We start from the raw sequence: 25,590 nt of genomic DNA on the forward strand, positions 1-25,590 counted from the left end.
TAAATATATATGACTTTAAATCTGTGGGTTTAAAGGTGAGGCCGTCATCATCATGATGACCACAATCATCATAATGACGACCTACCTTTTTTAGGCACCCAAAATGGGCACCCATTTTTGAGAGCCTATTTAAAGAACTACCGCCATAAGGGGTTTTGTTCAATTTTGTTATTGGTTTGTAACTCAGCTGTCGGAATTGGGAAAACATAATTCCTAGGCTGTAAATATTGGGCACCTTGCTTGTTTGTTTCCATAAAATGCACCTTTAACTGTGCAGGTGTATACCAGCGTTTTAAATCTTGCCATCTATTTTGTTCAAAAAACATCTCTAACAACTTTTGATGACTAATTTCGTTCATAACACTTGTTAAGTCAGGAAGGTTTGCCCCAGTTTTCTCTGGTAGTCCTGCTCTTACTCTAATTCTGTTAATATCAGCAATTGCTTTTGCTAAATCTCCATTTTGAGCAGCAGCTTCGGCATGCATAAGCAATACCTCTGCATAACGCATAATTACATTATTAGCAGTAGAAGGCGTTGCCGACCAATAATTGTCTGCACTCTCTTTACCGCTCCAACCATTGGTAAATTTATTGATCAAGAACTGATTAGTTCCTGATATATCTAACAATGATTTGGGGTCGATTTTCGATATATTAGCCTGAGCAGAAGCCCATAGGTCATCAAAAGTTTTGGTTCCGCCATACCAGGTGATATCGGTTTCGCCGAAATTCGAACGTTTCCATGATAAGGTATAATACATTCTTTTGTCGAATTTAGTATCCGAGCCAGCAGGTCTTTTTTCCAACATAAATTGATTGATAAGATAATTGGTTGGAACATATTTAAACCATCCGCCTCCAGCAGGAGGGCCAATCAACTGAGGTAAATAATTATACATAGGTGAGTTTGCTCCTTCTACACCCCAAGGACCATAAGGATCGCCAAAAGGGCCATAAACCCATTGAAAAACAGCTTCTTTGTTAAACTCATTTTTATCGGTAAAGTTTTCAGAATATTCAGAGATTAAATCGTAAGCATATGGAGCAGTATTTAACAAGGCCAACGTGGTCTCCGCTTTTTGATAATCTTTGGTATACAGATATGCTTTACCTAAATAAGCAATGGCAGCACCACTTGTTGCTCTGCCCAAATCTGCAGAAGGCCTTGTAGTTGGCAACCCATTTTGGGCATCTGTAAAATCTGAAATTGCCTGTGCATAAACCTCCGCGACAGGTTTGCTTGGCATAAATTGATCATCGGCAGTTTTTGCCGGGGCAATAATAAGTGGCACGTCTCCGAAATTAGACGCCAATGTAAAGTAACAAAGTCCACGCAGAAATTTGGTCTCAGCAATATATGACTTCTTCAAATCATCACTAACCTCCACCTTATCGGCATTAGCCAATACTAAATTTGCGCGATAAATGGATTTATAAAGCGATGAAAAAGTAGAAGATGCATCTGAATTTGTAGCTTCATTTGTGAATAAAGCAATATTAGTAGTAGCAGCTTCACCACCTGGAAATGTAAGCACATCATCGCCCAACGAATTGATGTTCTGGATACCAGTAAATGCACCCCAATAACCATATAAAGGCTGTCTTAAAAGACTATAAACGGAAGCTACAGCCGATTTTAAATCAGCTTCAGTTTTCCAGAATTGTTCTTCAGTAATTTTATTTGGATTTGTTGTTTTAAGAAAATCTTTTTTACAACCATATATCGTTAACAACGCAAGTGGAAGTACCACTGCCATTGTTTTAATTATATTTCTATTCATAATTTCTTTAATTATTCAGTTAAAAAGATACGTTTAAGCCTACGGAAACAATTCGCTGCAGCGGGTAACCACCGCTGTCGAAACCTCTATTAAGTGGATTACCATCATTTCCTAAATCCGGATTATACCCTTTATACTTTGAAAAAGTAAATAAATTTTGACCTGAAAGATATGCCCTTATTTTCCCAACATTTAACTGTTTTGCTATATCTTCTCCTACTGTATAACCCAATTCGAGCCTCTTAACTCTAACGTAAGCACCGTTTTCCAACCAACGATCACTATTTCCACGGGAGTTTAAATTTACATCTGCGAGTGTGAATCTTGGAAAATTTGAGTTGCTGTTTTCAGGAGTCCAGGCATTTAAAACTGAGGTAGATAAATTGGTATAAGCCGTCATTTGCTCTGTCCAGATCCTGCCTCCATTATAGATTTTATTCCCAAAAACCCCTTGCACCAATAAATTAAAATCGAAATTCCTCCAACCCAGTGTCGCCGCTATTCCTGTTTCCAGAGTTGGAATAGGACTTCCGCTATATTGTTGATCGTTGTTATCAATTTTACCATTATTATCGAAATCAACAAATTTTATATCTCCAGGCGAAGCGTTAGGCTGTATTTTTTGACCGCTTGATCCTTTATAAGCGTCAATCTCTGCCTGTGTTTTGAATATGCCGTCAGTTTTTATTAAGAAGAAACTTCCTATTGGATTGCCAACTTTAGCACGTTCTAAATCACCAAATTCCTGATTACCACTTCCTATAGTAATGGCGGTCATTCTATTGCGCATAGTAGTCATATTCCAACCTATTTTATAAGAAAAATCACCGGCTGCATCTGAGTAATCCAAAGCTAACTCGATCCCTTTGTTATTAATTGTACCGGCGTTAACTGTTGGTGTGCCACTAATCCCTGTACTGAGCGGTATTGGAACCGCCAACAATACACCACTTGCTGTTTTGTTAAACCAATCGAACACCAATGACATTTTCCCGTTAAGAAATGTTGCATCAAGGCCTGCATCAACCGATTTTGATTCTTCCCATCTTAAATTTCGAGGAGAAGCATTACCACTAGGAATAGATCCCACGATCACTCCACCGTTGGTAGCAAAACTTAAGTTGTTACTAATCCCATTAATTGTAGAATAGTTTGGTATCTGATCGTTTCCTAGCAAACCAATGCTACCTCTAATTTTTAATGAATTCATAAAGGCTGAAACTCCTGAGTTACCATAAAACTTCTCATTACTGATATTCCAACCTGCGGATAAAGCCGGGAACACACCGTAATAATAACCTTCACCAAACTTAGAAGATCCGTCTCTGCGAATTGATCCACTGATCATATACCTGGAATCATAAGAATAAGAAACCCTTCCGATAAGAGATTTCCTCCTGACATCGGCTAAATCTCCTCCTACTGATTGGTTGGACTTTTCAGATCCAAATGAATAAACTCCATTTGGGAGGTTATTTCCATTTGCATTAAAATTATTGCTTGTATCCTTTTGGGCAGTAAAACCGGCAAGCAATGAGATATTATGTAATCCAATCTTTTTATCGTAGCTAAGGGTATGTTCTAATAACCATGAACTAGAAACTCCGCTACTTTGACTTAGTCTTGGTTTGGCAAGTATTACATTACCATCATTATAGGCAAAGTCATAATTATTACCAAAGCCTCTATTTTCTGATATTGCACCATTGATTTTATACTTCAATTGATCAATCAATCTAATTTCGGCAAATACATCCGCAGTTACAGAGCTATTGTTATTTCTATAATCACTGGAATTTAAAATAGCTACAGGATTTGAAAGGTTTTTCATCCCAGAGTTTACTCCACCCCAACCGCCTGGCTGGTTTGCAGGATTATAAACCGGAACAGTTGGAGGTACAATCAATGCACTCAATATGTTACTATGAGATTGATCTCCTCCCGGAGGTAGTGTGCGTCCGCCGGTTTTATTGTAAATAAAGGTCTCGCCAATTCTTATCCTACCTTTTTCGTATACCGATTTCGCTCTAAAATTAGCACTATTGAAATCAGTTTTTACGATTGTACCCTTTTGGTTCAGATAGCTTCCTGATAGGCTATATTGAAAATGTTCTGATCCTCCAGTAACATCGGCATTAGCTTTGTAAATTGGAGCGTTCCTAAAAATTTCATTCTGCCAATTGGTATTCGTTCCATTGTAAGCAGGAAAATTTCCTCCAACAGAATTTAATAATTTAGTCCATTGCTCACCGTCAAGCACATCCATGCGCTTAGCAATAGATTGGCTACTGTAAACTGCGTTAAACTGAACTTTAGGTTCCGTATTCTTTCTACCCAATTTTGTAGTAACTAAGATAACTCCACCTGCGGCTCTTGATCCGTAAATGCTGGCGGCCGCGGCATCTTTCAGCACTTCAATATTCTGTATATCAGAAGGATTCAACCCATCCAAACTACCAAAAGGCATCCCATCAATAACAACTAATGGACCGTTGGCACCAAGAGTTCCAGTACCACGAATTGTGATGTTGGACTTTGAACCAGGTGCACCTGTACTTGATTCAATTGAGACGCCGGCCACACGTCCCTGAAGTGCATCAGTTACATTGTTAGAAGCATTTGCGCTAAGTTCGTTTACATTTACAGATGCTATTGAACTTGTAATTTCGGTTTTACGTTTGGTTCCATAACCAATTACAACTACTTCAGTTAAATCACGCAACTGAGGTTTAAGGCGGATATTCATTACTCCTCCTTCTTGGACCTTTATTCTGGCTACTTCATATCCCACATAGGAAACCAATAAGATGGCACCGTTATCAGGGACATCTAGTTGAAATTCTCCATTCTGGTTGGTGGTCGCTGCTATCGCTGTGCCTTCTATCTTTACAGACGCTCCTGTAAGTGAAGTACCGTTTTCATCCGTGACTTTACCTTTTATCAATATTTTCTGTCCAATTATTTCCGACAGGGAAAGTATTGTCCTTGTTTTAATTACAACTGTTTTATCAACAATAGAATAAGCCAGCGGTTGATTTAAAAAACATTGGTTAAGTGCATCCTCAATAGATGCATTCTTAATGTTAATATTTATAAGGTTAGCCTTTCTGATTAGATCTGTATTGCCAATAAAGTAATAACTGGTTTGGCTTCTGATTTTCCGGATAATGGTTTCCAGTGAAGCGTTTTTTTCGCTCAGGGATATCTTTTGTGCCTTAGTTGAAGCACTTACCTGGAGTAAGCATGTTACTAATATGAGAATGGTTAGCCTCATTATACGTATAATTTGTCCAGAATTTAATGCAAGCAGCTTAAATCCGGATTGATCGTAAAATTTCATACATTTGGTTTGTTTTGGTGGTACAACGAAGCACTTTACTCTTTTAAGAAGAAAGTCTACGTCGATAAATTGATTAGTTGTTTAGCTGAATTTTTTATCATGGCAAATCCAAACATCGGTCAGGGGTGTTCCCGCATCCCTGACTTTGTTTAAACTACCGTTAGTTCTGTATTTATTATGGCATAACGATAATTTTCCTCCCTTCTATTTTAAAGTGAACATTCCCTGTTGATTCTAACACTTTTAATAAGGATGATATATTTTTTGTTCGTTCTATTACACCTAAAAACGATAAATTTCCTTGCTTACCTTCAAATTCATAATCAACGTCGTACCATCTGGACACGCGATGCATAATGCTTTCCAGTTTTTCATCATTAAATACGAAATAACCATTTTTCCATGCAACGGCTTCTTCCAGACTGACCTGCATAACTTTAATCTCTTTAGCATTTTTATTAATCTGAGCCTGATCACCAGGAGTAAGCACCTTTTGGTTGCCCTGGGCTGTTACTTTAACTGACCCTTCTAATAAAGTTGTTTTTGTTGAAGCTTCATCAGCGTAGCTATTGATGTTAAAATGAGTACCCAATACTTCTACTTCCTGATTTTCAGCATGTACTATAAACGGCATCTCTTTGTTTTTAGCTACTTCAAAATATCCCTCTCCACTAAGTTCTACCAAACGTTTTTTCCCTTTAAAAGCAGCCGGGAATTTAAGTGATGATGCCGCATTTAACCACACATGAGTGCCATCAGGTAATATTACCTGATACTGTCCTCCGCGAGGTGTACTAATGATATTAAATACTTTTTCTCCTGTTTCAGAATTTCCAGTCATAGAATTTGCCTTATAAACAAGGATACCATTAGCGGCTTTAATAATTGAGCCACCAGCTTGATTAGCGAGCTGATTGATAGTTGAATCAGTGAGCACCACACGTTCGCCATTTGGCAACGTAAGAGTGGCCTTATTTTCTCCAGGCGGGATATCCTGTTTCTTATAGGCTATATTTGTTTTTATCGGCAATAAGTGTTCGGATTTAAAGAAAATTAATCCTGCGGCAAGCATCATCAGAAGAATAGCCGCCGCAGCTATCCATAATCTGTAATTAGATTTTTTTGAGTTCCCCTGTATTTCGGCTTGAATACCAGCCCACATTTCTTGCTCAATATTTGTTGTCCAATTATTTCTCTTTCCTGCACTATCCAGCGAAATTAAAATATCATCTTCCAACTGGTCTTTATAACGACCGGTTTTTATCATTGCCAGCAATTCATGCCATTCTTCCTCAGAAATGATATCTTCTTTAAAGTATTGTAATAGTATATGAAAACGGGCGCTCTTCATTATTGTAATTGAATTTTAACTAAAGACGATTCAAAAATGCAAATGGCCCAATCAGGNAAAAAAAATAATTAAAACAGCAAGAAAGGAAAGACTAATAGCGGTATCAATATGAGATTTAAAATAATCGCGTACACTTTTGCGACTCAACTCTAAATGCCGTTTAACTGTTAATTTAGAAACGTTCATTTTTTCAGCAATTTCAGCATAACTAAGCTCCTGTTCATTAACCAAAAGCCATGCTTCCTTTTGCTGAGGAGGTAATTGTCCTATCGCATTCTGCAATAATTTGTCGTATTCTATTTGCTCAATCTTTTCGTCTGTCGTATTTACAACATCACTCCCCCTTAAGGTTAATTCAGCAAAAAATTTAGTCTCTTTGGTGACTTTCTTAAAGTGATCGAGTGTTAAATTTTTGGCGATGATAAAAAGATAATCCTTTAAATTCTGTACGCCTTTTAATTTCTGACGATTGTTCCAGAATTTGACATAAACTTGTTGTACAAGTTCAATGGCTATGTGCTCATTTTTCACATAAGCCATTATAGCATTATAAATGTTCTTATTGGTCTGGTAGTACATTTGATTAAATGCCCGTTCATCGCCGGCAAAAATCTGTCTTAACAGTAAATTGTCATCATCAGCATTTTGCTTATCCAATCGTAACATATACCATAAAGCCCTAAGTTTATCCAGAGATATAACATCTCTAATATAAATATTTTAATCAACTGTTCAATCAATTATCCTACAATCTAAAATAGATTATTCAGCAAGAATTTTAGACACCCTTCACTTTTTTCGTTAAAGTATTGGTACTCAAAATAAAGCTGGCAGGTGCATAGGCTTTAAGCAGGAAAGACAATTTACCTCCAATGATATTGAGTGGCTTGCCAATTGCCTCCCCACGAAGATTTACAGGCGTAGCTTTGCGATAACCTGATCCTTTAGGCAGTTTAACACTAACATTATCCGAAATGCCACTTTGCTCCCATAAGCGCAAAACAATTTCTTTACCATCAGGGTTCTCTCCAAAGGCCGTAATTAACACTCCTTTTCTCGATATAGAAATACCTTCATTTTTTAAAGGTAATTGTCCGGCATCTTCATCTGAAACCCCAGTTAATAATGGCAAACGGGCCTCCCAGGATTTTTCCGTTAAGTTTGCAACTGTTTCGGAATTTTTATCTATAGGCCAGATTCGCACTCTTTCACTCCATGAACCTTCCTGCCATAATGGGAAATTCGTATTCCACATATTGTTATAAACATTTACAAACACAGAAGGTATTTTTGGAACATAATCTAAAGAGAACTTCCACAATCCCGGTTCACCTAAAGAAATTAAAGGAGAATCCTGGGGCATTAGCCCGATTCCTGATCTATCTTTCTGGGTAATTGAAACACCTGAATTTACTGCCATCAAATATTTATTACTACCCGAAATAAGATCGGTTGCGGGATTTATCGGGCCTCCCAAACGACCAACTGTAAATTTAGGGTCCTTAGCAGCAAAAGGAAAACACAACCAACCACCTTCAGGTTGTTTATCTGGGGCTTTACCATCTACAAACCACTCTATATCAACATAAGCTGAATTTCTAGGAAATGAAAACACTAAAGTGTACTTCTTTGCAAGCCCTTTAGTATCCATTGCAGTTAGGGTAGCCACATCGGCAATATCTGAATGAGTAACTGAAATTCCCCAATTATCAGGAGTAAACGCCATATACGGAGCTTTATCGGCACCAAGCATACCCGGCTTCCCTAGATCATTTAAACCCCATCCCTCTTTTATCCTGCTATAAACATTAAACCATAGGCCAACCTCAGTGGTACTGAATCGTTCATGCAAAAACTGACCAACAACATATTTAGAGGATTGATCTACTAATTCACGACCAGTCGTATTTTCTGTCAAAGAAGATATCCCTCCTCTTTTTAAGTCTAATACAATTTTAAAATAGGGCGTATTGAATTCAGCATTCTGATCATTCGTAATAGTTGCTTCCTTTAAATCATCTTGATTATAAGCAACATAGCCAGACGGCGCAATTTCTTTAACATAAAAATAACTTCCTTTTTTCCATGGATTTTCAACAATTCCAGATCTCTTCCATGGTAGAGGATTGTACACTACCAAACGTTTCCCTGCCACATTTACTGACTTGGCCAGTAAATCAAGATCAGTAGTTAACTCAGCATTTATAATGTCATTGGTGTTATGGATGTATTGCCGTTTTACATCGTAAGAATGCAACCATTTCTTTTTACTTCCTGTGTTTGTATTATGTGCATTGCTGTTTTTCAGTTTCGAAAAATCGCCATTTTCAGGCTCGGGTTCTGCTGCTGCTTCAGTTAGCCATTTCTTCCAATCTTCGCCATAACTATAACGCGGGCCATACTCTGCATTCATGCCCCAGGTATGTTCGGCATACAAAAGACTTTGTTCATAAGCTTTATCCAGTTTGGCTGCAATACTGTTAACAGGTATTCCCCAGATTCCCATCTGGGTATTTAATCCATCAAGAGCAGATTCCAGAGGACGAATATTGCGTCCGATCTTTGCTTCCCGTGGGTTTGAAAGCAATCCGTGAATCCAGGAATCTGGTGTATCGCCTTTAACAGTTGGCAAATCTGGTTTTTCTGCTATTACTGCTTTTGCAAAATCATCAAGGGTTCCAAGATGTATTGTTGCGCCGGGCATTTCTTTATTAATCTGAGCAATGATAGCTTCAACTTCTTTCTGATTTGGTGGCCCATGGTTGTCGCCGGTCATAATCATTGCGAGGTAATTCCTGGATGGCCAGTCTGATGGTGCTTTTATTCCGGATCCATAATCAGCGGTGTACTGGCATAGGATTTTAGACCCATCCGCCCCCTCCCACCAAAAAATTTGAGGGAAACGTGGACTCTGGCTTGCCGGATTACATCCCAGTTGCAAAAACTTGATGCCAGCGTTATTCAATAAAGTTGGCATCACCCAGGAGTGGCTGGGAACATCAGTCATTTTAGCGCTTATTGGTAAGGGTTGCCCGTACTTACGGGCAACCCTGGATGAATAAACCAATCCACGAACCAAATCTTCGTAATCAAGAGATTCAGTATGGGTAGTAAATGCTAAACCATGAGCCACAATTGACCCTTCTCTAACGGCCTTTTCTATCCTTTTTTTACGCTCCGAATCCTGTTGAGGCCCCAATATTTGTGCATAAAGAGGCCATCCTGGTACAGTCCATGCGAAATGCTGATTCTTAGGTAAGGTTGCATTCTTCTCAATTACACTTAATGCCTTATCCATCATCTCTCCCCGATACCTTGCAAAAACATTTTCAGGTAAATCAGTAAAGCCAAGATCAAAGTGAGTCTTAAATACTACCCATACATCAGTCACTTTTGGGGTAAATGCATTACTTGTTTTTTGCTTTTGGGCAACTGCCACTGCAGCAGTTAACAAAATAATAAGCGATAAAGTCTTCGTTTTTGCTATCATAAAAAAGATGGATTATTTTGCATTCCTGTTTCTATAGGCATTTGGAGAAGTTCCCATTAATTGGGTAAATAGTCTTGAAAAATAATAGGGATCGTTATAACCAAGCTGGGCTGCAACTTCCTTTACCAAGCCATTGGTTCGATAAAACAACTGACAGGCCTTTTGTATTTTTAACTGATTAAAATAATTTATAGGTGAATAACCTGTGATATTCTTAAAAATGGTTGAAAGTTGGGAGTCTGAACATCCCGCAGCAGTTGATACATCCGGAAGGAGAATTGCCCGATGAAGATTAGATTTCATATACGCCATTGCCTTTTGAATAATAGCATCATGAGAATTTGCTATATTCTTTTTAATAATTGAACCTCTTTGAAAAAGAAACAGCGTTAGACAATTAATCAATTTCATATTTACATAAGCAAGATACTCTTTATTATACCCTTGTTCCAACACACTAAATATCTCTTCGAACAACAGTATCGCATCATTTTTATAAGGGAAGTGCTTGGGGTTAAAGCAATCCCTGGTAAAAGACATGTCGTTTATGCTAGCCAGCATGTTACCTCCAAATTCCATCCAGTATATTGTCCATGGATCATCGTCAGATGCGCCATATTCATGCTCAATATTTTGAGGAAGAATAAAAAAACTATTTCCAGTTACCTTTTGAATTCCACTTGCATTTCTAATCCAACCTGTTCCTGCAACACAATAAATTAAAATATTGTGTGCATTTCCGTTCTTTCGATGGGTATAATGTTTTGACGCAACGGGATAATATCCTAAATCCTTAATGAATAATCCATTCAGCAATGCATTATTTAGCTGTTGCTTGTCTAATATCTGTTGGGGAATTGCAATGATCTTCCTTCCCTTACCCTTCCAATAATTTACTGGGATATCATTTTCCATATCTAGTTATGATGCTTACTAAATTTTTACAACATTAGATTTTTTCACCTTTACCAATACTATTCACTACTAAATCAATCTTAATCTTCTCGCTTCCTTCATGCAATGCTGCAACAGCAATATCGGATTGGCCATTTGGCAGCATCAGGTTTCGTTCATTCAATATTTCTTCACGTTTCTTTCTAAACCGGTCAGCAACGTATAACGAATTTCCTTTAAATATGATGAACTCCCCATCAGAGAACTTCCTGTCAATTAAAAATTGCTTTCCATTTTGCAAGGTAATTTTGACTCCATTTGCTTGTTCGCCTTTTGGTGTATGTATGCGAATTGCAAATTCAAGTGGCTGGCTCTCAAATTCATTTTTTAACTGGTACAACTTTCCTTCTGAGGTATAAGGTTCATTTCTGAAACGGTTTTCACGTACGGGGTATAAGATAAATGCTTTTTTTCCGGTCTGTTCCAGATGAAACTTGTAATTAAGATCTTTCAATTTCTCCTTTAATGTCTTTGAAAAATCTATTTCGCTTCTCAGATTTTCCCAGGTGCGGTAAGCTTTAAAAATCGCATTCTTTTCACTACAATTCTCTACAGCCCTTTCACTTAAACCTAGCATATAGGTAGCATCCCATCCAATTGATTTCGCCTGTAGGTTTTCAGCATCGTACATGGTCCATTCACTGTCCAGGTTAATAATACCAAATGTTGCCGGCAGGTAACTGCTCTCAAAAACGTAACGCATGTCTTTACCTTCTATACCCCACTTATTGTTTACCGGACTAAACATATGATCGCCACCCCCTACGTTGCATACACTCATATAATGCCAGCTCCCTTCGCCAACAGCACTACCCATTACACGCAAATATTTACCTCCGTTCCTCTTGTAACTTTCGAAAAGCTTACCAAAGAAACGCTTAAACGAATACTGCCCATGCCCTTGATAAATACAGCTTTCAAGCCCGTCAAAATCAATATAATCCATACCACCATCAACCAACCATTTTCCATAAAAATCTGCATAAACCTCCTGCAAATTCATGTCTGGTGCAAAACCATGATAGCAATTAGGCTGCAGCTTAACAATGGTTGTTCCAAGGCCAAAAGATCCTCTGGTTGTTCCATGAAATCCTCTTTTAACATTTAAAAAGGTATAGGGCTTTGTTTCTGTTATGCCGTTATACTCGATAAGCTCTTTACCTATCTTAAGTACATTGGTATGGTTTCCTTCCCATCCTCCAAATTCATTGAAATAGGCCCGGTCTGCTACTGTAATAACTGTATCCTGAGGAGAAAGCTGTTTGGTGATCACCGTGCGCTGCATGATGGAAAGGCTAACATTAGGAACTGGTGCAACATCACTGTTATTATCCGGTTGTAAGAATTCACAAAGGGTATGTAAACCCCAGCGTATACCTTTTTCTTTCATTAATGCGCCATATTCAGGTATGGTCATTGCAGGAGCAGATTTAAAATTAACTTTTTTTCCGCCCCATCTGTTTTGCCTGTTCGGATAATATTCGCCCATGCCTTCATCCTGAACAGATTTAAGTCCTAAACGCTGAGCATAATTTACAAGGCTGTCATGAACACCACTCCATGCAATATCAGGACGATAAGCTTTGGGGTCTTTAATCCATTTGCCATCTATTTCCGGGTGAGGAAGCCCTTCGGCTAAAACTATTTTCTCTATCGTTTTAAGGCCAAGAGAATCCGGACAAGCATACAATGCCATTGCAGAACCGATAAATCCGGCATCTGTAGGCAATACGAGTTGGTAACGGGCAGAGTTTGCTTTTCCATCCATGTTGTCGGGCAATACAGGAAAACGTATCATTTGCTCTTTTTTCCTGTCTCGAGAATGCATGGAAATCGAAGATCCAAATGTTGGTTCTAGAACAGCACCATTTCCATAGTTCATCCTATAGTATTCTTCCGGATGCGAGTAAAAGGCCACATCACTAATACCATCGCCACCAATTGTAAAAGTTTGCCCTTCTTTTAGGTTAGGAGGAAGTGGGAATTTTACAGGGTCAGGAGAGTGTATAAAATAATACATGAAAGACATATCACCGTCCGTTGGTGGGCCTCCTGTAGTATTGTCATTCAGTCCCAGCATACCTATCGCGAAATCATCATCCCGCACCACTCCAAGCACATCTCCAATGGTTTTTGAAATATTCGTTTTATAAGGGCCCCATATGATATTATCAACCTGTTCTTTCTTGGTTAGCGAAAGTAGTTGAAACCTAAAATATTCATTTTTCTGTTCTGCTTTTATTGTTGCCACTGCACCATTGCTAAAGCTAAGCAAGATTTGATTGCGCTTCGGGCTATAAAAGGATTTTATCGGATGAATATAACCCTTGTGATTAGAAAGGCTCATCAATGCTGAAGAAAACCCCTTTGGATTATATTCTTTTTTCGTATTGACATCTTTAATGGATGTAATAAAACCTTTGCCATCTATACTGATAGATGAATATCGGGTTTTTAAATTGATGGTCTGCGCATGTGATAGGTTACTGTAGCTGAACACCATTATCCAGGCAATAATTACCCTGAACATGACAATGTTAAAATTATTCATAGTGTTTGTGTGTTGTCTTGTGCGAATTTTCGCTTTGTTTCATTTGTTTGTATGTACAAACTGTTCGCTTGTTTATTCTCAAAAAAAATTTATGACAATACTGCCGATCAGTCTGTTCAATGCTAAAATTAAATATTTTAAGAGCTATAAAAATGGTCTTATATTGATCAATATCGATGCTTTTTTTGCTCATCAACTCAATGTACTTACATGACGATTCAAGCTATTAGGTAGAAAAATCCGGCTGGGGCATCCCCAACCGGATTGCTGCGCTTCATTATTATTGTTTATAAATCCACTATTTTAATGTGATTGTTTCCTCTACTTTACGTGGAGCAGCAGTATTATAAGAGTAGAATAAATGAAAAGATTTAGTTGCAGGATCGTAATAACTTGGCCCCCAATGCTGGTCAATATTAGGTGTAGCTCCAGCAGGAGTAATGGTCACTGATAAATCTCCATTAACTTTCAACTGCATGAGATAACCTGAGGAGCCCAGGTCACCTAAATTACATTGAACAATTTCATCCGTTATCCGGGCAAGGACTTTCGCTTCGTCAATATTGCGATCTCCATTGTCCGGATGATGAAACACACCTGTGGCCTGGTAATTCCCTGCGTATGCATTAAATGTTTGAATAACCGAAGGACTGTAAAATGTATCAATGCCTTTATCAGGTACGAATGCAGATTTCAATTCTATTTGCTTTCCTTTATTGTCAGCAATAGTATAAGTATCAACCGTTGATGGTACACGAACAGTTGCAGTTTTCCCTAAGGCATTGGTATAGGTTACTTCAGTTGACACATTAAAAGTTTCAGCACCGGAAAAACTCAATTCTAATCCTGCCAGGGTATTCCCAATAATCACTCCCCTATTCAAAAGCTCAGATTCGTAGGTAGTACCATAAACCTTACCACTCTTTATCACCTCTAAAGAGGAATTCCCTAATTTATCGAAGGAAACAATTTCGAAATTATATGACTGCTCTTTTAATCCGGGGATAATGGTTTTAAGAATACCCAATTCAGCTGTCGGCAATGTAATTACAGAATCAGCTCTATCGTTCCAGTAAATTACATACTTAGCAATATTTGGATCCAGGCTTTGTTGAAATTGTACTTCAATTCTGTTTCTTCCGGAATGGAGTTCTATCCCACTCGGCTTTCCGGGGTAATATTTTTCTCCCTCTGCCAGGTATGGTTTGTAGGTATTATCCATTTTGGTGCAAGAGGTAATTATCCCGATGCACACTATAAGAAAATATATTTTATTTTTCATAATCATATTTTTGTTGAAACGGTTATTTAAGATTATTGAGGATCACCCCAGAACTTTAAGCATGAAATCTCCATTCCAAGACTCTGTGAATAATTTGATACCATTACAAATCTCCAATATCTGATAGGCTGCGCTGGCAATGGCAAGGTAAATTCAAATCCCTCCTGCTTGGCAGCATCATCTTCAGCATTTCTTTTGCCATATGGTAATCCTGAGGGTTTTTTCAATTCATAAAGACCTCCCAATTGCGTCCAGGTAGCATCTAAGCTTCCATCCGGATTCGGATTGTTACTACCATATAATTTAAAGGTTTTTGGAGTACCATTTGCAAATTCTGCAATACCATTTACCCTAAACCACAACCTAAACCTGCTCATTTTAACAGTTCTACCTAAATCATATGTTATACGTGACGGGACTTTTGTATCAGGGAGGGTAATTCCATAAAGGGCCCAATCAGAAGCTCCATTATTAGATAACGGAACACTCAAAGACGAGCCGCAACATCCAGTCATATCTCCAGGTAAGTATAACCCGGATATTTTTGATCTGTCTAATTCAACTTCCCTCAAAGGAGATAATTTTGAGTATACTGTATCCGACACATTCCCCCATCTATCTCTCACATAGGCACCAAAAGTTCTCTCTTTTGTTGGAAGCCCCCTCACCGAAAAATTACCTTCAGGCTCTTTCATGTATTTTGTATCCAGATACTCAAAACCGTCAAGGGAGTCCACAATAACGACGACGCCCAACTCACTCTCACTAGGATTTAAATAGCTCACATTTACACCTCCGAAATCTGCAAATAGTTTTAATGAGGCACCTACAGTAAGGTAGTTTGGCGTAAGTGGATTAACGGTAACCTCAACAGGATCTGATTTTATTTCACTCCTGCTTATGGCATGTAATACTACCTTATAAGCACCGGCTTTAGCAAAACCACTTACCGTGATGGTATCAGAATAATACGAAGATTTTGCCTGTCTGCTAACTTTATCGTTTACCGAATAATCTGCTTGTACATACAGTATAGAGGGATCGGCATGAACATCATAAGTGATAATAGCCCCTCCTTCAACATTAGTTACTTTTATATTGGTTACAGGCGAAGGTTTTGTTTTGTCGCCAAACAAGGGAGCATGATCTAACACTTCATTCTTGCAGGAAAAAATAAATCCTGCAAGAAATAAGACCATTAAAAAAATATTAATCTTTTTCATAATCATTTGAAATTATATTTTACCATTTAGGGTTTTGAACAAGGTTAGGATTTACTGACAAGTCGTATTCCTTTATAGGAAATAGAAAGTCTCTATAGCTATAATTAGGAGTGAAAATGGTCTTAAGCCTATAAAAATTCTCTGTAGTAGTTTGAAATACGTCCCAACCTTTTATAGGTCTATTCATAATATCCAAATTTTTCCATCTTCTTACATTCCAATAGTTCTCGCCTTCAAACATCAATTCTATCATCGTTTCCTGATGAACAATTGACCTGAAGCCTTCTTTTGTACTTGGTTTTGAAGGATTTTTCGCATAAGTTGCCCAGGATTCAATGACACCTTTTAAGCCTGCTCTTAAGCGCACCAAATCTATATACTTATAAGCCTCAACTGAAGGACCTTCTGCCTCATTAAGTGCCTCTGCATATAAAAGATATAAACTAGCTAAGCGGATGGCAGGCCACACATAAGAAACAATGTTGTAATTACCACTGCTACCGCTATTCTTATAGTTAATCAATTTTTTTGGCCAATAACCCGTACAAGAAAATCGGCTATTAGTACCGGTAGAATTACTTTGTCCCCAAATGGTATTGATGTACAATAAATTGGTTTCATCTGTGCGCCCAAAACCAAATAACGAAGATCTGTCAAAAGCCAGGTCGGCATAAAAACGATATTCCCTATCCATATTAAAACTTGCAGTAATATAATTCGGATTCAGCAAACTGCTTTCAGATTGAGGAATTGTTTTCAATTTGGTAAACCTACCTGCATAATCCCAGTTCTTATCTTCATCGATAGGCACTCCATTTCGTGTATAGAACATTTCAGCTGCATTTATAGATGCTGCAAGAAGCGCACCTGAAGTCTGCTGCACATCATTTCGTGGAGTGCACATATTTTGAAGATTTCCTGTGCTCCCCTTAGAATTGGAAAACCCCCAGATTGTTTCATTGTTCCACTCTTCTGTTATTGTAGACCTTACGTTCATGCAATAGGTTGTGGCATCACTTATTGCCCCCATGTTAAAGGGCTTCTCAAAATAATGAATTGCATTCGAAGCCTCATGACAGGCATCAATTGCAGCTTTACACGCATCGGCGGCTTTTTTCCATTTTATATTGTCAACTGTAGGATTTAGCAAGGCTTGTCCATCTTTGTTTTTGAAATTTGCGTAGTCAGAATTTCCATTAAATAGTGGGCTCGCGGCCAATACCAGTGTTTGGGCTTTTATAGCTAAGGCAATAGGTTTTGTAACCCTTCCAAGCTCCTTCGCCTGATTAGAAATCTCAAGAGGCAGATCTGGAATCGCTTCATCCAAAGTTTGTACAACATAGTTCACAACAGAATCCACAGGTTCACGTTTTACCCTTACCTCTTCTACCGAGGCAGATATTGGCAGGTTTTTACGGATTACCGGAATAGGTCCGTACATCTTTAATAAACTGAAATGATAATAGGCTTTCAGAAACTTCACTTCTGCAATCCATTTGTTCCTTTCAGAAGTCTGTATATCAGGAACCTTAACAATGTTTTCCAGAAAAATATTACAATGACGTATCGCTATATAATAAGACCTGGCTCCATTTTCACCATCCCAGGTATTGCCAATTGGTAATACCCCATTCTGGCCTCCATAAGCCAGATCAATAATATTCTGATAGCCATCCATTGGCGATATTCCCGGATTAGGAGTAACCATTTCTCCGGAACCCATAAATGTTGGATTTTCGATATCACCAAGCCTTGGCAAAAATGAATAACAAGTAAATAAATACTTTTCAGCCTGATTACGCAGCGTAAAAGCATTGTCGATGGTGGCTATATTATCTGGAACGACATTCAGATATTTTTTACACGAAGAGAGCGAAATTACCATCAATCCGAGTATTATAATTTTATAAAATTTCATACAATTACAGTTTAATTTTAAGGAAAGTGGACATTGTTTTAATTAATTGAGATGAGCACGCCAAGATTCATCACTCTTTGAACAGGATAGCCTAGACCGTTGCCACCCATTTCAACATCCCATAATTTAAAATTGCTCCATAGAAAAAGGTTTGTTCCATTTAAATAGAACCTTACATTCGACATATGAGCTTTTTGGGTGATCCTATTTGGCAATGTGTAACCAAGTTCAAGCGATTTTAAACGAAGAAATGCGCCATTTTGCATTAACCAGGTGCTTGTCTGGGTGTTATTAACATTGACCGTTGTACTCAATCTTGGCCAAAGGGCATAAATATTTCTATTTTCTTCACTCCAGTGATTATCAGCATAAGCCTTTAACAATGCCCCCTGATTATTTACAAAAGGAGAAGTTTTTATGCCATCGATCCAAAAAGACTCACGTCCCAACCCCTGGAAGAAACAAGATAGGTCAAATCGTTTGTAACCTGCAGAAAGACCAAAGCCATACACAATCTCGGGAGATGTCGGGAACCCTATTGGCACCTGATCTAACGAGGTAATTTGTCCATCATGATTTACATCTCTATATTTAATATCACCTGCACCATAAATTCCGAAGTTTTGTTTTGGGGAATACGCAACGTCATTATCATCAACAAACAGGCGCTCAGCAATGTATCCCCAGTTTTGTGATAAAGAATAACCAACATGCGATTTGTTTTTCTCGGCATATTCAGGTTCTTCATATACCTCAAATTTGCTTGTCGCATAAGTAAAATTGGCCATTCCTTTGATCCATATATCTGAACCAATATTTTGGGAATAATCCATAGAAACATCTACACCATGCGATGACGCTTCGCCAACATTAGCCCTTACATTTGCAGACAATCCCATTGTGCTAGGAATAGAAGTCCTATCCATTAAGATGTTTGTTCTTCTTTCTTTATAGATATCTACCTGAATGCCTAATTTATTGAAAAGGTTGGATTCAATTCCGAAATTGAATTTTTTAGCGGTCTCCCAGGTAATGTCATTATTTGCATATCTGGTAATATCAACTCCACTAAGAAAATTATCAGTTAATGTTCCAAAAACAGCGCCATTTGAAGTACTGTTCATATTGACATTTGACAAATAAAAGAACCTGTCCTCCGGACTTCCTATCTGGTCATTCCCAACTAAACCATAGGTTGCCCTTAATTTCAATGTCGGCATAACCTCTTTGAGTGGCTTCCAGAAATCCTCATTTGACACGGTATAGGCTACACCTGCTGAAGGGAAAAATCCAAAACGATGAGAGCTATGAAAACGTTCAGAACCATTGTAGCCAAAATTAAATTCAGTAGCATAGCGATCATTATAGACATAAGTAAATCTACCCGACAAACCCATATTCCTGAAAGGAAGAGAGCTTTGTAAATCTCCGGCACCTCCTGTTAAGCTACTTTTGGCAATACCTATTAACATACCACTGAGGCTATGTACCTGATTGAAAGTACGTTTATAGTTTAGCGCTGCTTCACTATAAAAACTGGTAGAAACTTTTTTCTCTCCTTCATCATATCCCAAATATTCGGTACCTGCAGGAACTCCGGAAATTGTTGATTGAAGTTCATTAAGCCCTCTAAGTGAATAAGTTTTGTTTACCCTGTCATAGTTACTAAGTGAGTAATAGTATGGATTATAAAATCTGCTAACATCAAAGAAAGCATAACGCTGAGTATTAACCATAGCTCTGGCACTTAGTCCTTCTGTTATAAAAGAGAAATCCTGCGACAATTGAAGCTGAGCCGACATTGTTGACTGAGAGTAGTCTTTATAACCTTTTTGCAAACTTGCATAAGGGTTATTAAACTGTCCATCTCCATAGTTACCAAACATAATGTGTCTCACAAATCTGGTATCTTCTGTAGGAGCATATCGGGCTGGAAATAGAACTGGGTTAGCATTAACGATTTCGTTATATATTGCTGTCCCACTATTTATAGGCCCTCTGTAATCATCAAAAACACCTGATATACGTGTAATTAACTCTGTAGTTTTGGTTAGATTAATATTTACGTTACTTCTTAATGAATATGTTTTTAAATTGGCATTGCTATTAAAGTTATTCATAGGATCAACTTTCATGATACCATGATCCTGCGACAATGCCCCTGCAACAAAATATCTTGCTACTTTTCCGCCACCATTAACATTCAGATTATACCTTTGGTTCATGGTGTAATCTTTCAGTAACATCTTTTGCCAGTCAGTAGTTGGGTAAGCAACCGGATCTGTTCCTCTTATGGTATTGTCTATTTTGCTCTGCTGATAAAGATATCCTCCCAAGGGATTTCTGGTTAAATTGGCTTCATTAGCTAAAGTCATATAGGTCACAGGGTCTGCAAACTCTACGTCCCTGGTTGATTGTGATAAAGAATTCTCCGCTCTGAAAGATAAATTCACTTTACCCTCCTTACCTTCTTTAGTTGTAATCAAAATCACTCCGTTTGCACCTCTAGCGCCATATAACGCAGTTGATGTAGCATCTTTCATGATGGAAAAACTAGCAATATCGTCTACCTGAAGTCGCGCTAAATCAGTGGACGTTGACTCAATACCGTCAACTAAAATCAAAGGAGACACTTTATAACCAAAAGTGGTAACTCCCCTAACAAAAAAGTCTGCATTATCAGCGCCCGGCTCACCGCTTCTTTGATAGGCAATTACACCTGCCAGTTTTCCTGCAAGAGCAGCAGTTAAATTACTTGAGGGTATTTTTAAATCCGCAGGCTTTATTGTAGTCATTGATCCTACTACTTCAGTTTTCTTTTGCTTTCCAAAGGCCACAACAACTACATCATCAAGCTGAGCATCAGCCGATTTCAAGGTTACATTAATAATTGTACGGCCGTTAATCTCCACTTCTTGAGATTTCATCCCCACAGACGAGAAAATAAGCACTTTAGCTCCATCAGGAACATTAAGCACATATTTCCCATCAGTATTGGTAACCGCTCCGATACCAGCCCCTTTAGCGGTTCCTTTAACAACCACACTAACACCAGGCAATGTGGTTCCGGTTGAGTCTGTGACTACACCGGTTATTTTAATATCCACTATAGATTGTTTCTCCTTTTTTCTAATCACTACTGTCTTATCTGTGATAGAATAATCCATAGGCTGATTAGTAAAGCAAAGACTGAGTACTTTTTCTATGGAAACATTCTGAACATTAATATCAATAGGCTTTGCCAGCCTGATTAACTTAGTGTCTCCTATAAAAGAATAATTTGTTTGGTCTATTATCTTATTGATAATGGTCTCCAAAGAAGCATTTTTTTCATTTAATGATATCTCCTGCGCTTTTGACGCAGCGCTTATTTGCAAAAAACAAGCAGTAATTATGATGACTGTTAATCTCATTATGCGGAATAATTGCATAGTACTGAAAGCCCAAAGCTTAGCTCTGAACAGATCGTAAATTTTCATACATTTGTTTGTTTGGGTTTAAACTGGTTTGGTTGTGTAGTAACAATTTTAAATGGGTAGATCTAAACATATGGTCAGGGATGGTTCGAAGCATCTCTGACTTTTTTTGATCACCGTATTCCTGAGTACTATTATGGCATAACGACGACCCTCCTTCCTGAAATTTTAAAGTGAACATTCCCACTTAATTCTAAGACATTTAATATGGATGATATTTTTTTTGATCTTTCTATCTGTCCCAAAAATGATTGCTCCTCCAGTTGACCTTTATAAACTACCTCGATATCATACCATCTTGCGATTTTGGCCATAATACTTTCCAACTTCTCATCATTAAAAAAGAAATAGCCATTTTTCCAAGCAAAGACTTCTTTCATATTTACCTTTTCTAGAGCAGTCTTTCCAGTTTTCTTGTTGGTTTGGGCCTGCTCTCCGGGACTTAACAACCAGGACCTGGCAGGAGCTGCCGGATCTGATATTTTAACTGAGCCTTCCAATAAAGTTGTACGGACAAAGTTTTCATCAGCATAGCAATTCACATTAAAATGAGTACCTTTTACTTCAATCTCTTGATGAGCTGTAATTACCTTAAAAGGGACATCCTTATTTTTTGCAACCTCGAAGTAGGCCTCTCCAATAAGTTCAACCTTTCTTTCCTTTGTGCCGAATTTTACTGGAAAACGCAATTCTGACATCGCATTAAGCCAAACATTAGTACCATCGGGCAATTGTATGTTGTATGTACCACCGCGAGGAACAATTAGTGTATTGTACAATACTTCCTCTTGTTCAGATGCAATATCATTCGAATAAGCCAAGCCTCCCTGATTACCTGATACCTGGGTACCATCCTTTTCCCGCAGTGCTACCGCTCCACTATCCAGGCTTACTCTTTTTCCATCAGATAAAACCAACACTGCAACATTGCCACCTGGTAACACATCCAGTATCTGTTTATCGGCAGCAAGTGATGTGACCAACTTATTGTCCTTTGTACCATAAGCCAACCACAATGCCACAGCACTTACCGTTATAGCAAGTATGGCCACATATTTTAGAAAACTGTAATTGCTGCTTTTACCTAAATTACCATCATGGCGCTGACGAACCTTATTCCATGCTGCATCAACATCCAGACTATTCATATAATCAAGTCTTTCCTGAGCAGGAGCCGTTTGCTTATAGTATTCCAGAATTTTACGTTTATGCTCATCTTTTTCAAGTATCTGCATAAGATGAGCTTCTTCTTCTTTTGAAAGCTCATTACATAAATATCGTGAAATTAGCAGGGCAAATTCGTAAGGCTCGTTTTTCATAACTGGTTTCATCTCTATATCTATAAAGAAACCTGAAATTGAAAAATGGGTGATTTTTTTTAGAAAAATTATTTATGCAATAAAAGACTGACAAACAGCAAGTAAACAGCATCACCGAGCAGTACTCTCATTAAGCTAAGCGCTTTCTGCTTCTGATATTTAACGGAATCTATACTTATATTCAACTGTTCTGCAATTTTACGGTTTTGCAATCCCTCCAGATATCCATATCTAAGTACCATAGCACAATCTGCGGGCAACATATTAATTGCCTGATGTATTTCGGCCATGATCTCGGCATGAACAATCCCGTCTAATATTTTAGGATCGTCAAACACCTCAAATGGGAATTTTTTATTGTAGGTATCTACAACTTTGTGATGACGGAGCTTATTTAAGCATGCATTCCTGACTGATGAATATAAAAATGATTTTACGGCATTAGAATTCGATGAAATATGCTCCTTTTGCTCTAAAAACACAATAAATGCATCCTGAACAATATCTTCAGCTGCGTCCTGATCCTTTACTAAATAACAAGCAAAATCACAAAGCCTGGGATAAAATTTCTTAAAAAGCACCTCCGGAAATATTTCAGTATCCTCTTCCTTATGTCTTGTAAACATTATTGCATAGTATTAAGTTCATCAAATAACATTTTTTTATTGTATGAATATTCAATCATTTAATCAAAATATTAAGTGGTATTGGCATGACATATGACGTGAATCTTTTCCTGATTCTATTTGGTTGTACTTGTACCACCAATCATATGGCTACCCTAAAAAACACTCAAAATAATTCTGTAGATCAACAAGTTAGTTTCTAAAATTAAACATTTTAGAAACTACAAAAATTGTATTATATTGATCAATATTGATGCTTTTTTTGCTTAGTGATTTGACTTATACGTCTTTTCAAGAGAACAATATTTATAGAGCCTGCAATTTAACAATCTCATTTGGAACTGTTTTAAAGGAAATCCGAGTCCCATTAAGGATATCTGACTTTTTCCCGTTTCTGATCAAAAGTACCTTCTTATCAGGCCATGGATTTACCATCGTACAAAGCCTTCCTTTCTCACTTACTATTTGAACATCAGTAACTACCTCATTTTTCAATCTGGCGGAAACCAGAAATGCACCCCATGCTCTGATATTTTCAAAGCTCGCATTCTGTTTTTTTGATAAGCCATTGAATAAGCGGATTACATTCCCTGCGCTCATGCAGAGCATTTCATTAAGGGCATTAGCTACTGTACAACTATTTTCTATCCCATGAGGATTATTTAGCTGGAAACCGTTGGGATAAGTGCGCAAAGCATATTCATGTAATTCATTTAAGACAATAGATGGATCATACCCCACCCTGATTGCCGCCATAAAAAAACTACTACTGGTATTATTATCCTTCCAGCGTTTCATTTCGTCAATAGTATTGCGAGAACGGGTCAATAATTCAGGCCTACTGTCCAAATTAATCGCATTAGAAGGATAAATATGTTGTATTCCCAATCCATTATCCGGCCACCAATCAACACCCTTTTCCGTGTACCGAAATACATCCTTGTTATTTCGCGTTTGAATCGGAAAATCACTAAGCTTATCGAGAATATCTTTCCATTTTTCCTGTCTGTTCTCATCCATTTTCAAGGTAGAACTCAAATCAAGGATGAGATCAAAAGCATTTCGAATCAATCCAAGTGATAAAATTGGGTTTTTATCATTCCCAGAACCTTCATGAATTGCATCACCATAAATAACAAATCTGCCATTCTCAAATTTTAGGTAATCTTCCCAGAAATTAACCACAGCCAGCGCATAAGGATATATCTTTTTACCATACTTTTCATTGTAAGTGCAGCGCCACTGTTGTGCCATATTGAGCAATCCGTATGCAGCATTAGAACGTTGTCCAAAAAATAGTCCCCCCGCTTCTTTTTCATAGGTTGGAAAGTTACGGGTAACCTCAATTCCTAAAGGGCCAATTCCTACAGGATAAAGAATACCTCTTGTGTGTGTTATCTGATGTGCATACCATTCGCCTCTTGGTATAAAATCAAGAAGCGGAGCATCGTGGGGTTCTCCCTGTTCCAAGCGATTAGCTGCATATAAAGCATAAAAAGGAGCCTGGAAATTATAATTCAAATGATAATCACCATTCCAAGCCGGGTTATCTGTAGTAGTCCAACCAAATATTYMMGSWKGNNGARMKKTSGATYRCRACWGYAAKSARYMAWCRTATATAATCCCTGATAGTAGGCTTTCATTAATACCGGATCTTCAACAGCTATATTTGATTTGCTCCAATAGCGTTTCCACCAATTATTATGTTTATTCATTACTGTTGCAATCGACCTCTCATCAAGCTTACTTATTTGGTTAAATGCATCATCCAAGGGTTTCGTGTTTTTAAACTTACTTTCAATAGAAAGTCCAATAACTATTTTCTTCCCCGGCTGTAATAAAACGGTACTGTCTTTATGATTAAAGGTTTTTAAAGCAACTGCTACTTCTGTTGAAATATCTACACTATCCACGAAAGAACGTGTAAGCCAATAAACATTATTTGCTTTACCGCTTTTTAACCTGGCATGTTGATGTTCAGGAGCGGTTAAACGAATAGAAACTTTTGTTGCTTTTCCTACCGCAGTCAGTTCAATAAAAATCAGGTTTTCTGTCGCCGACACCCATGATCTTGCAGTTACGTTTTGCCTGTCCTTGTGCAGCACACAAGAAGTGACACCATTCTCAAGTGACTGTTCCGCAGAAAACTCGCCACCATTAAAACCATTAACGCTCACATCTACAAAACCAATCACTCTTGGACCCGATAAACCATCGGCTTTTGAACGCAACCGCCAAAAGTCATTCTTTGAAAGATAATACCKYARCNCGGTCTTCTT

General features: G+C 37.9%; 14 protein-coding genes. All 14 read right to left on the minus strand.

Annotated features, from left to right (window positions below; translation table 11 throughout):
* Positions 1 to 137 precede the first annotated feature (137 nt).
* The 14 genes from N824_RS00925 to N824_RS00990 all read right to left on the minus strand — a co-directional run bounded on the left by N824_RS00925 (position 138) and on the right by N824_RS00990 (position 24,832).
* Positions 138 to 1,781, minus strand: coding sequence for a RagB/SusD family nutrient uptake outer membrane protein (locus tag N824_RS00925; protein ID WP_048903243.1), 1,644 nt, complete (start codon positions 1,779 to 1,781; stop codon positions 138 to 140).
* Between the two features lie 19 nt (positions 1,782 to 1,800).
* Positions 1,801 to 5,121, minus strand: coding sequence for a TonB-dependent receptor (locus tag N824_RS00930; RefSeq protein WP_048903244.1), 3,321 nt, complete (start codon positions 5,119 to 5,121; stop codon positions 1,801 to 1,803).
* 175 nt (positions 5,122 to 5,296) lie between these two features.
* Positions 5,297 to 6,472: a FecR family protein gene (locus N824_RS00935; protein ID WP_052334031.1), complete on the minus strand. Its 1,176-nt coding sequence runs from the start codon at positions 6,470 to 6,472 to the stop codon at positions 5,297 to 5,299.
* A 51-nt stretch (positions 6,473 to 6,523) separates the two neighbouring features.
* A complete protein-coding gene (locus N824_RS00940; RefSeq protein ID WP_048903245.1) occupies positions 6,524 to 7,138 on the minus strand; it encodes an RNA polymerase sigma factor in 615 nt (204 codons plus the stop codon).
* A 112-nt stretch (positions 7,139 to 7,250) separates the two neighbouring features.
* Positions 7,251 to 9,962: a hypothetical protein gene (locus N824_RS00945; protein WP_048903246.1), complete on the minus strand. Its 2,712-nt coding sequence runs from the start codon at positions 9,960 to 9,962 to the stop codon at positions 7,251 to 7,253.
* Between the two features lie 12 nt (positions 9,963 to 9,974).
* Positions 9,975 to 10,877 carry an AraC family transcriptional regulator gene (locus N824_RS00950; RefSeq protein ID WP_048903247.1) on the minus strand — a complete coding sequence of 301 codons (903 nt, stop codon included), beginning with the start codon at positions 10,875 to 10,877 and terminating at the stop codon, positions 9,975 to 9,977.
* A 34-nt stretch (positions 10,878 to 10,911) separates the two neighbouring features.
* Positions 10,912 to 13,467 carry a hypothetical protein gene (locus N824_RS00955; protein ID WP_152541956.1) on the minus strand — a complete coding sequence of 852 codons (2,556 nt, stop codon included), beginning with the start codon at positions 13,465 to 13,467 and terminating at the stop codon, positions 10,912 to 10,914.
* Positions 13,468 to 13,765: 298 nt separating this feature from the next.
* Positions 13,766 to 14,749 (minus strand): DUF4998 domain-containing protein, encoded by a 984-nt coding sequence (locus N824_RS00960; protein WP_161662237.1) that lies wholly within the window; start codon positions 14,747 to 14,749, stop codon positions 13,766 to 13,768.
* A 32-nt stretch (positions 14,750 to 14,781) separates the two neighbouring features.
* The gene (locus N824_RS00965; protein WP_161662238.1) at positions 14,782 to 15,972 is read right to left on the minus strand and encodes a DUF4959 domain-containing protein; all 1,191 of its coding nucleotides are present in this window, start codon (positions 15,970 to 15,972) and stop codon (positions 14,782 to 14,784) included.
* A 19-nt stretch (positions 15,973 to 15,991) separates the two neighbouring features.
* On the minus strand, positions 15,992 to 17,890 hold the full coding sequence (locus tag N824_RS00970; RefSeq protein ID WP_084498139.1) for a RagB/SusD family nutrient uptake outer membrane protein: 1,899 nt from the start codon (positions 17,888 to 17,890) through the stop codon (positions 15,992 to 15,994).
* A 38-nt stretch (positions 17,891 to 17,928) separates the two neighbouring features.
* A complete protein-coding gene (locus N824_RS00975) occupies positions 17,929 to 21,369 on the minus strand; it encodes a TonB-dependent receptor (RefSeq protein ID WP_084498140.1) in 3,441 nt (1,146 codons plus the stop codon).
* Between the two features lie 131 nt (positions 21,370 to 21,500).
* Positions 21,501 to 22,685: a FecR family protein gene (locus N824_RS00980; protein WP_235206950.1), complete on the minus strand. Its 1,185-nt coding sequence runs from the start codon at positions 22,683 to 22,685 to the stop codon at positions 21,501 to 21,503.
* A 68-nt stretch (positions 22,686 to 22,753) separates the two neighbouring features.
* A complete protein-coding gene (locus N824_RS00985) occupies positions 22,754 to 23,311 on the minus strand; it encodes an RNA polymerase sigma-70 factor (RefSeq protein ID WP_048903253.1) in 558 nt (185 codons plus the stop codon).
* A 306-nt stretch (positions 23,312 to 23,617) separates the two neighbouring features.
* Positions 23,618 to 24,832: a hypothetical protein gene (locus tag N824_RS00990; RefSeq protein WP_048903254.1), complete on the minus strand. Its 1,215-nt coding sequence runs from the start codon at positions 24,830 to 24,832 to the stop codon at positions 23,618 to 23,620.
* Positions 24,833 to 25,590: the final 758 nt, after the last annotated feature.

Origin of the sequence: Pedobacter sp. V48, assembly GCF_000523515.1 — a bacterium.
Taxonomy (GTDB): Bacteria; Bacteroidota; Bacteroidia; order Sphingobacteriales; family Sphingobacteriaceae; genus Pedobacter.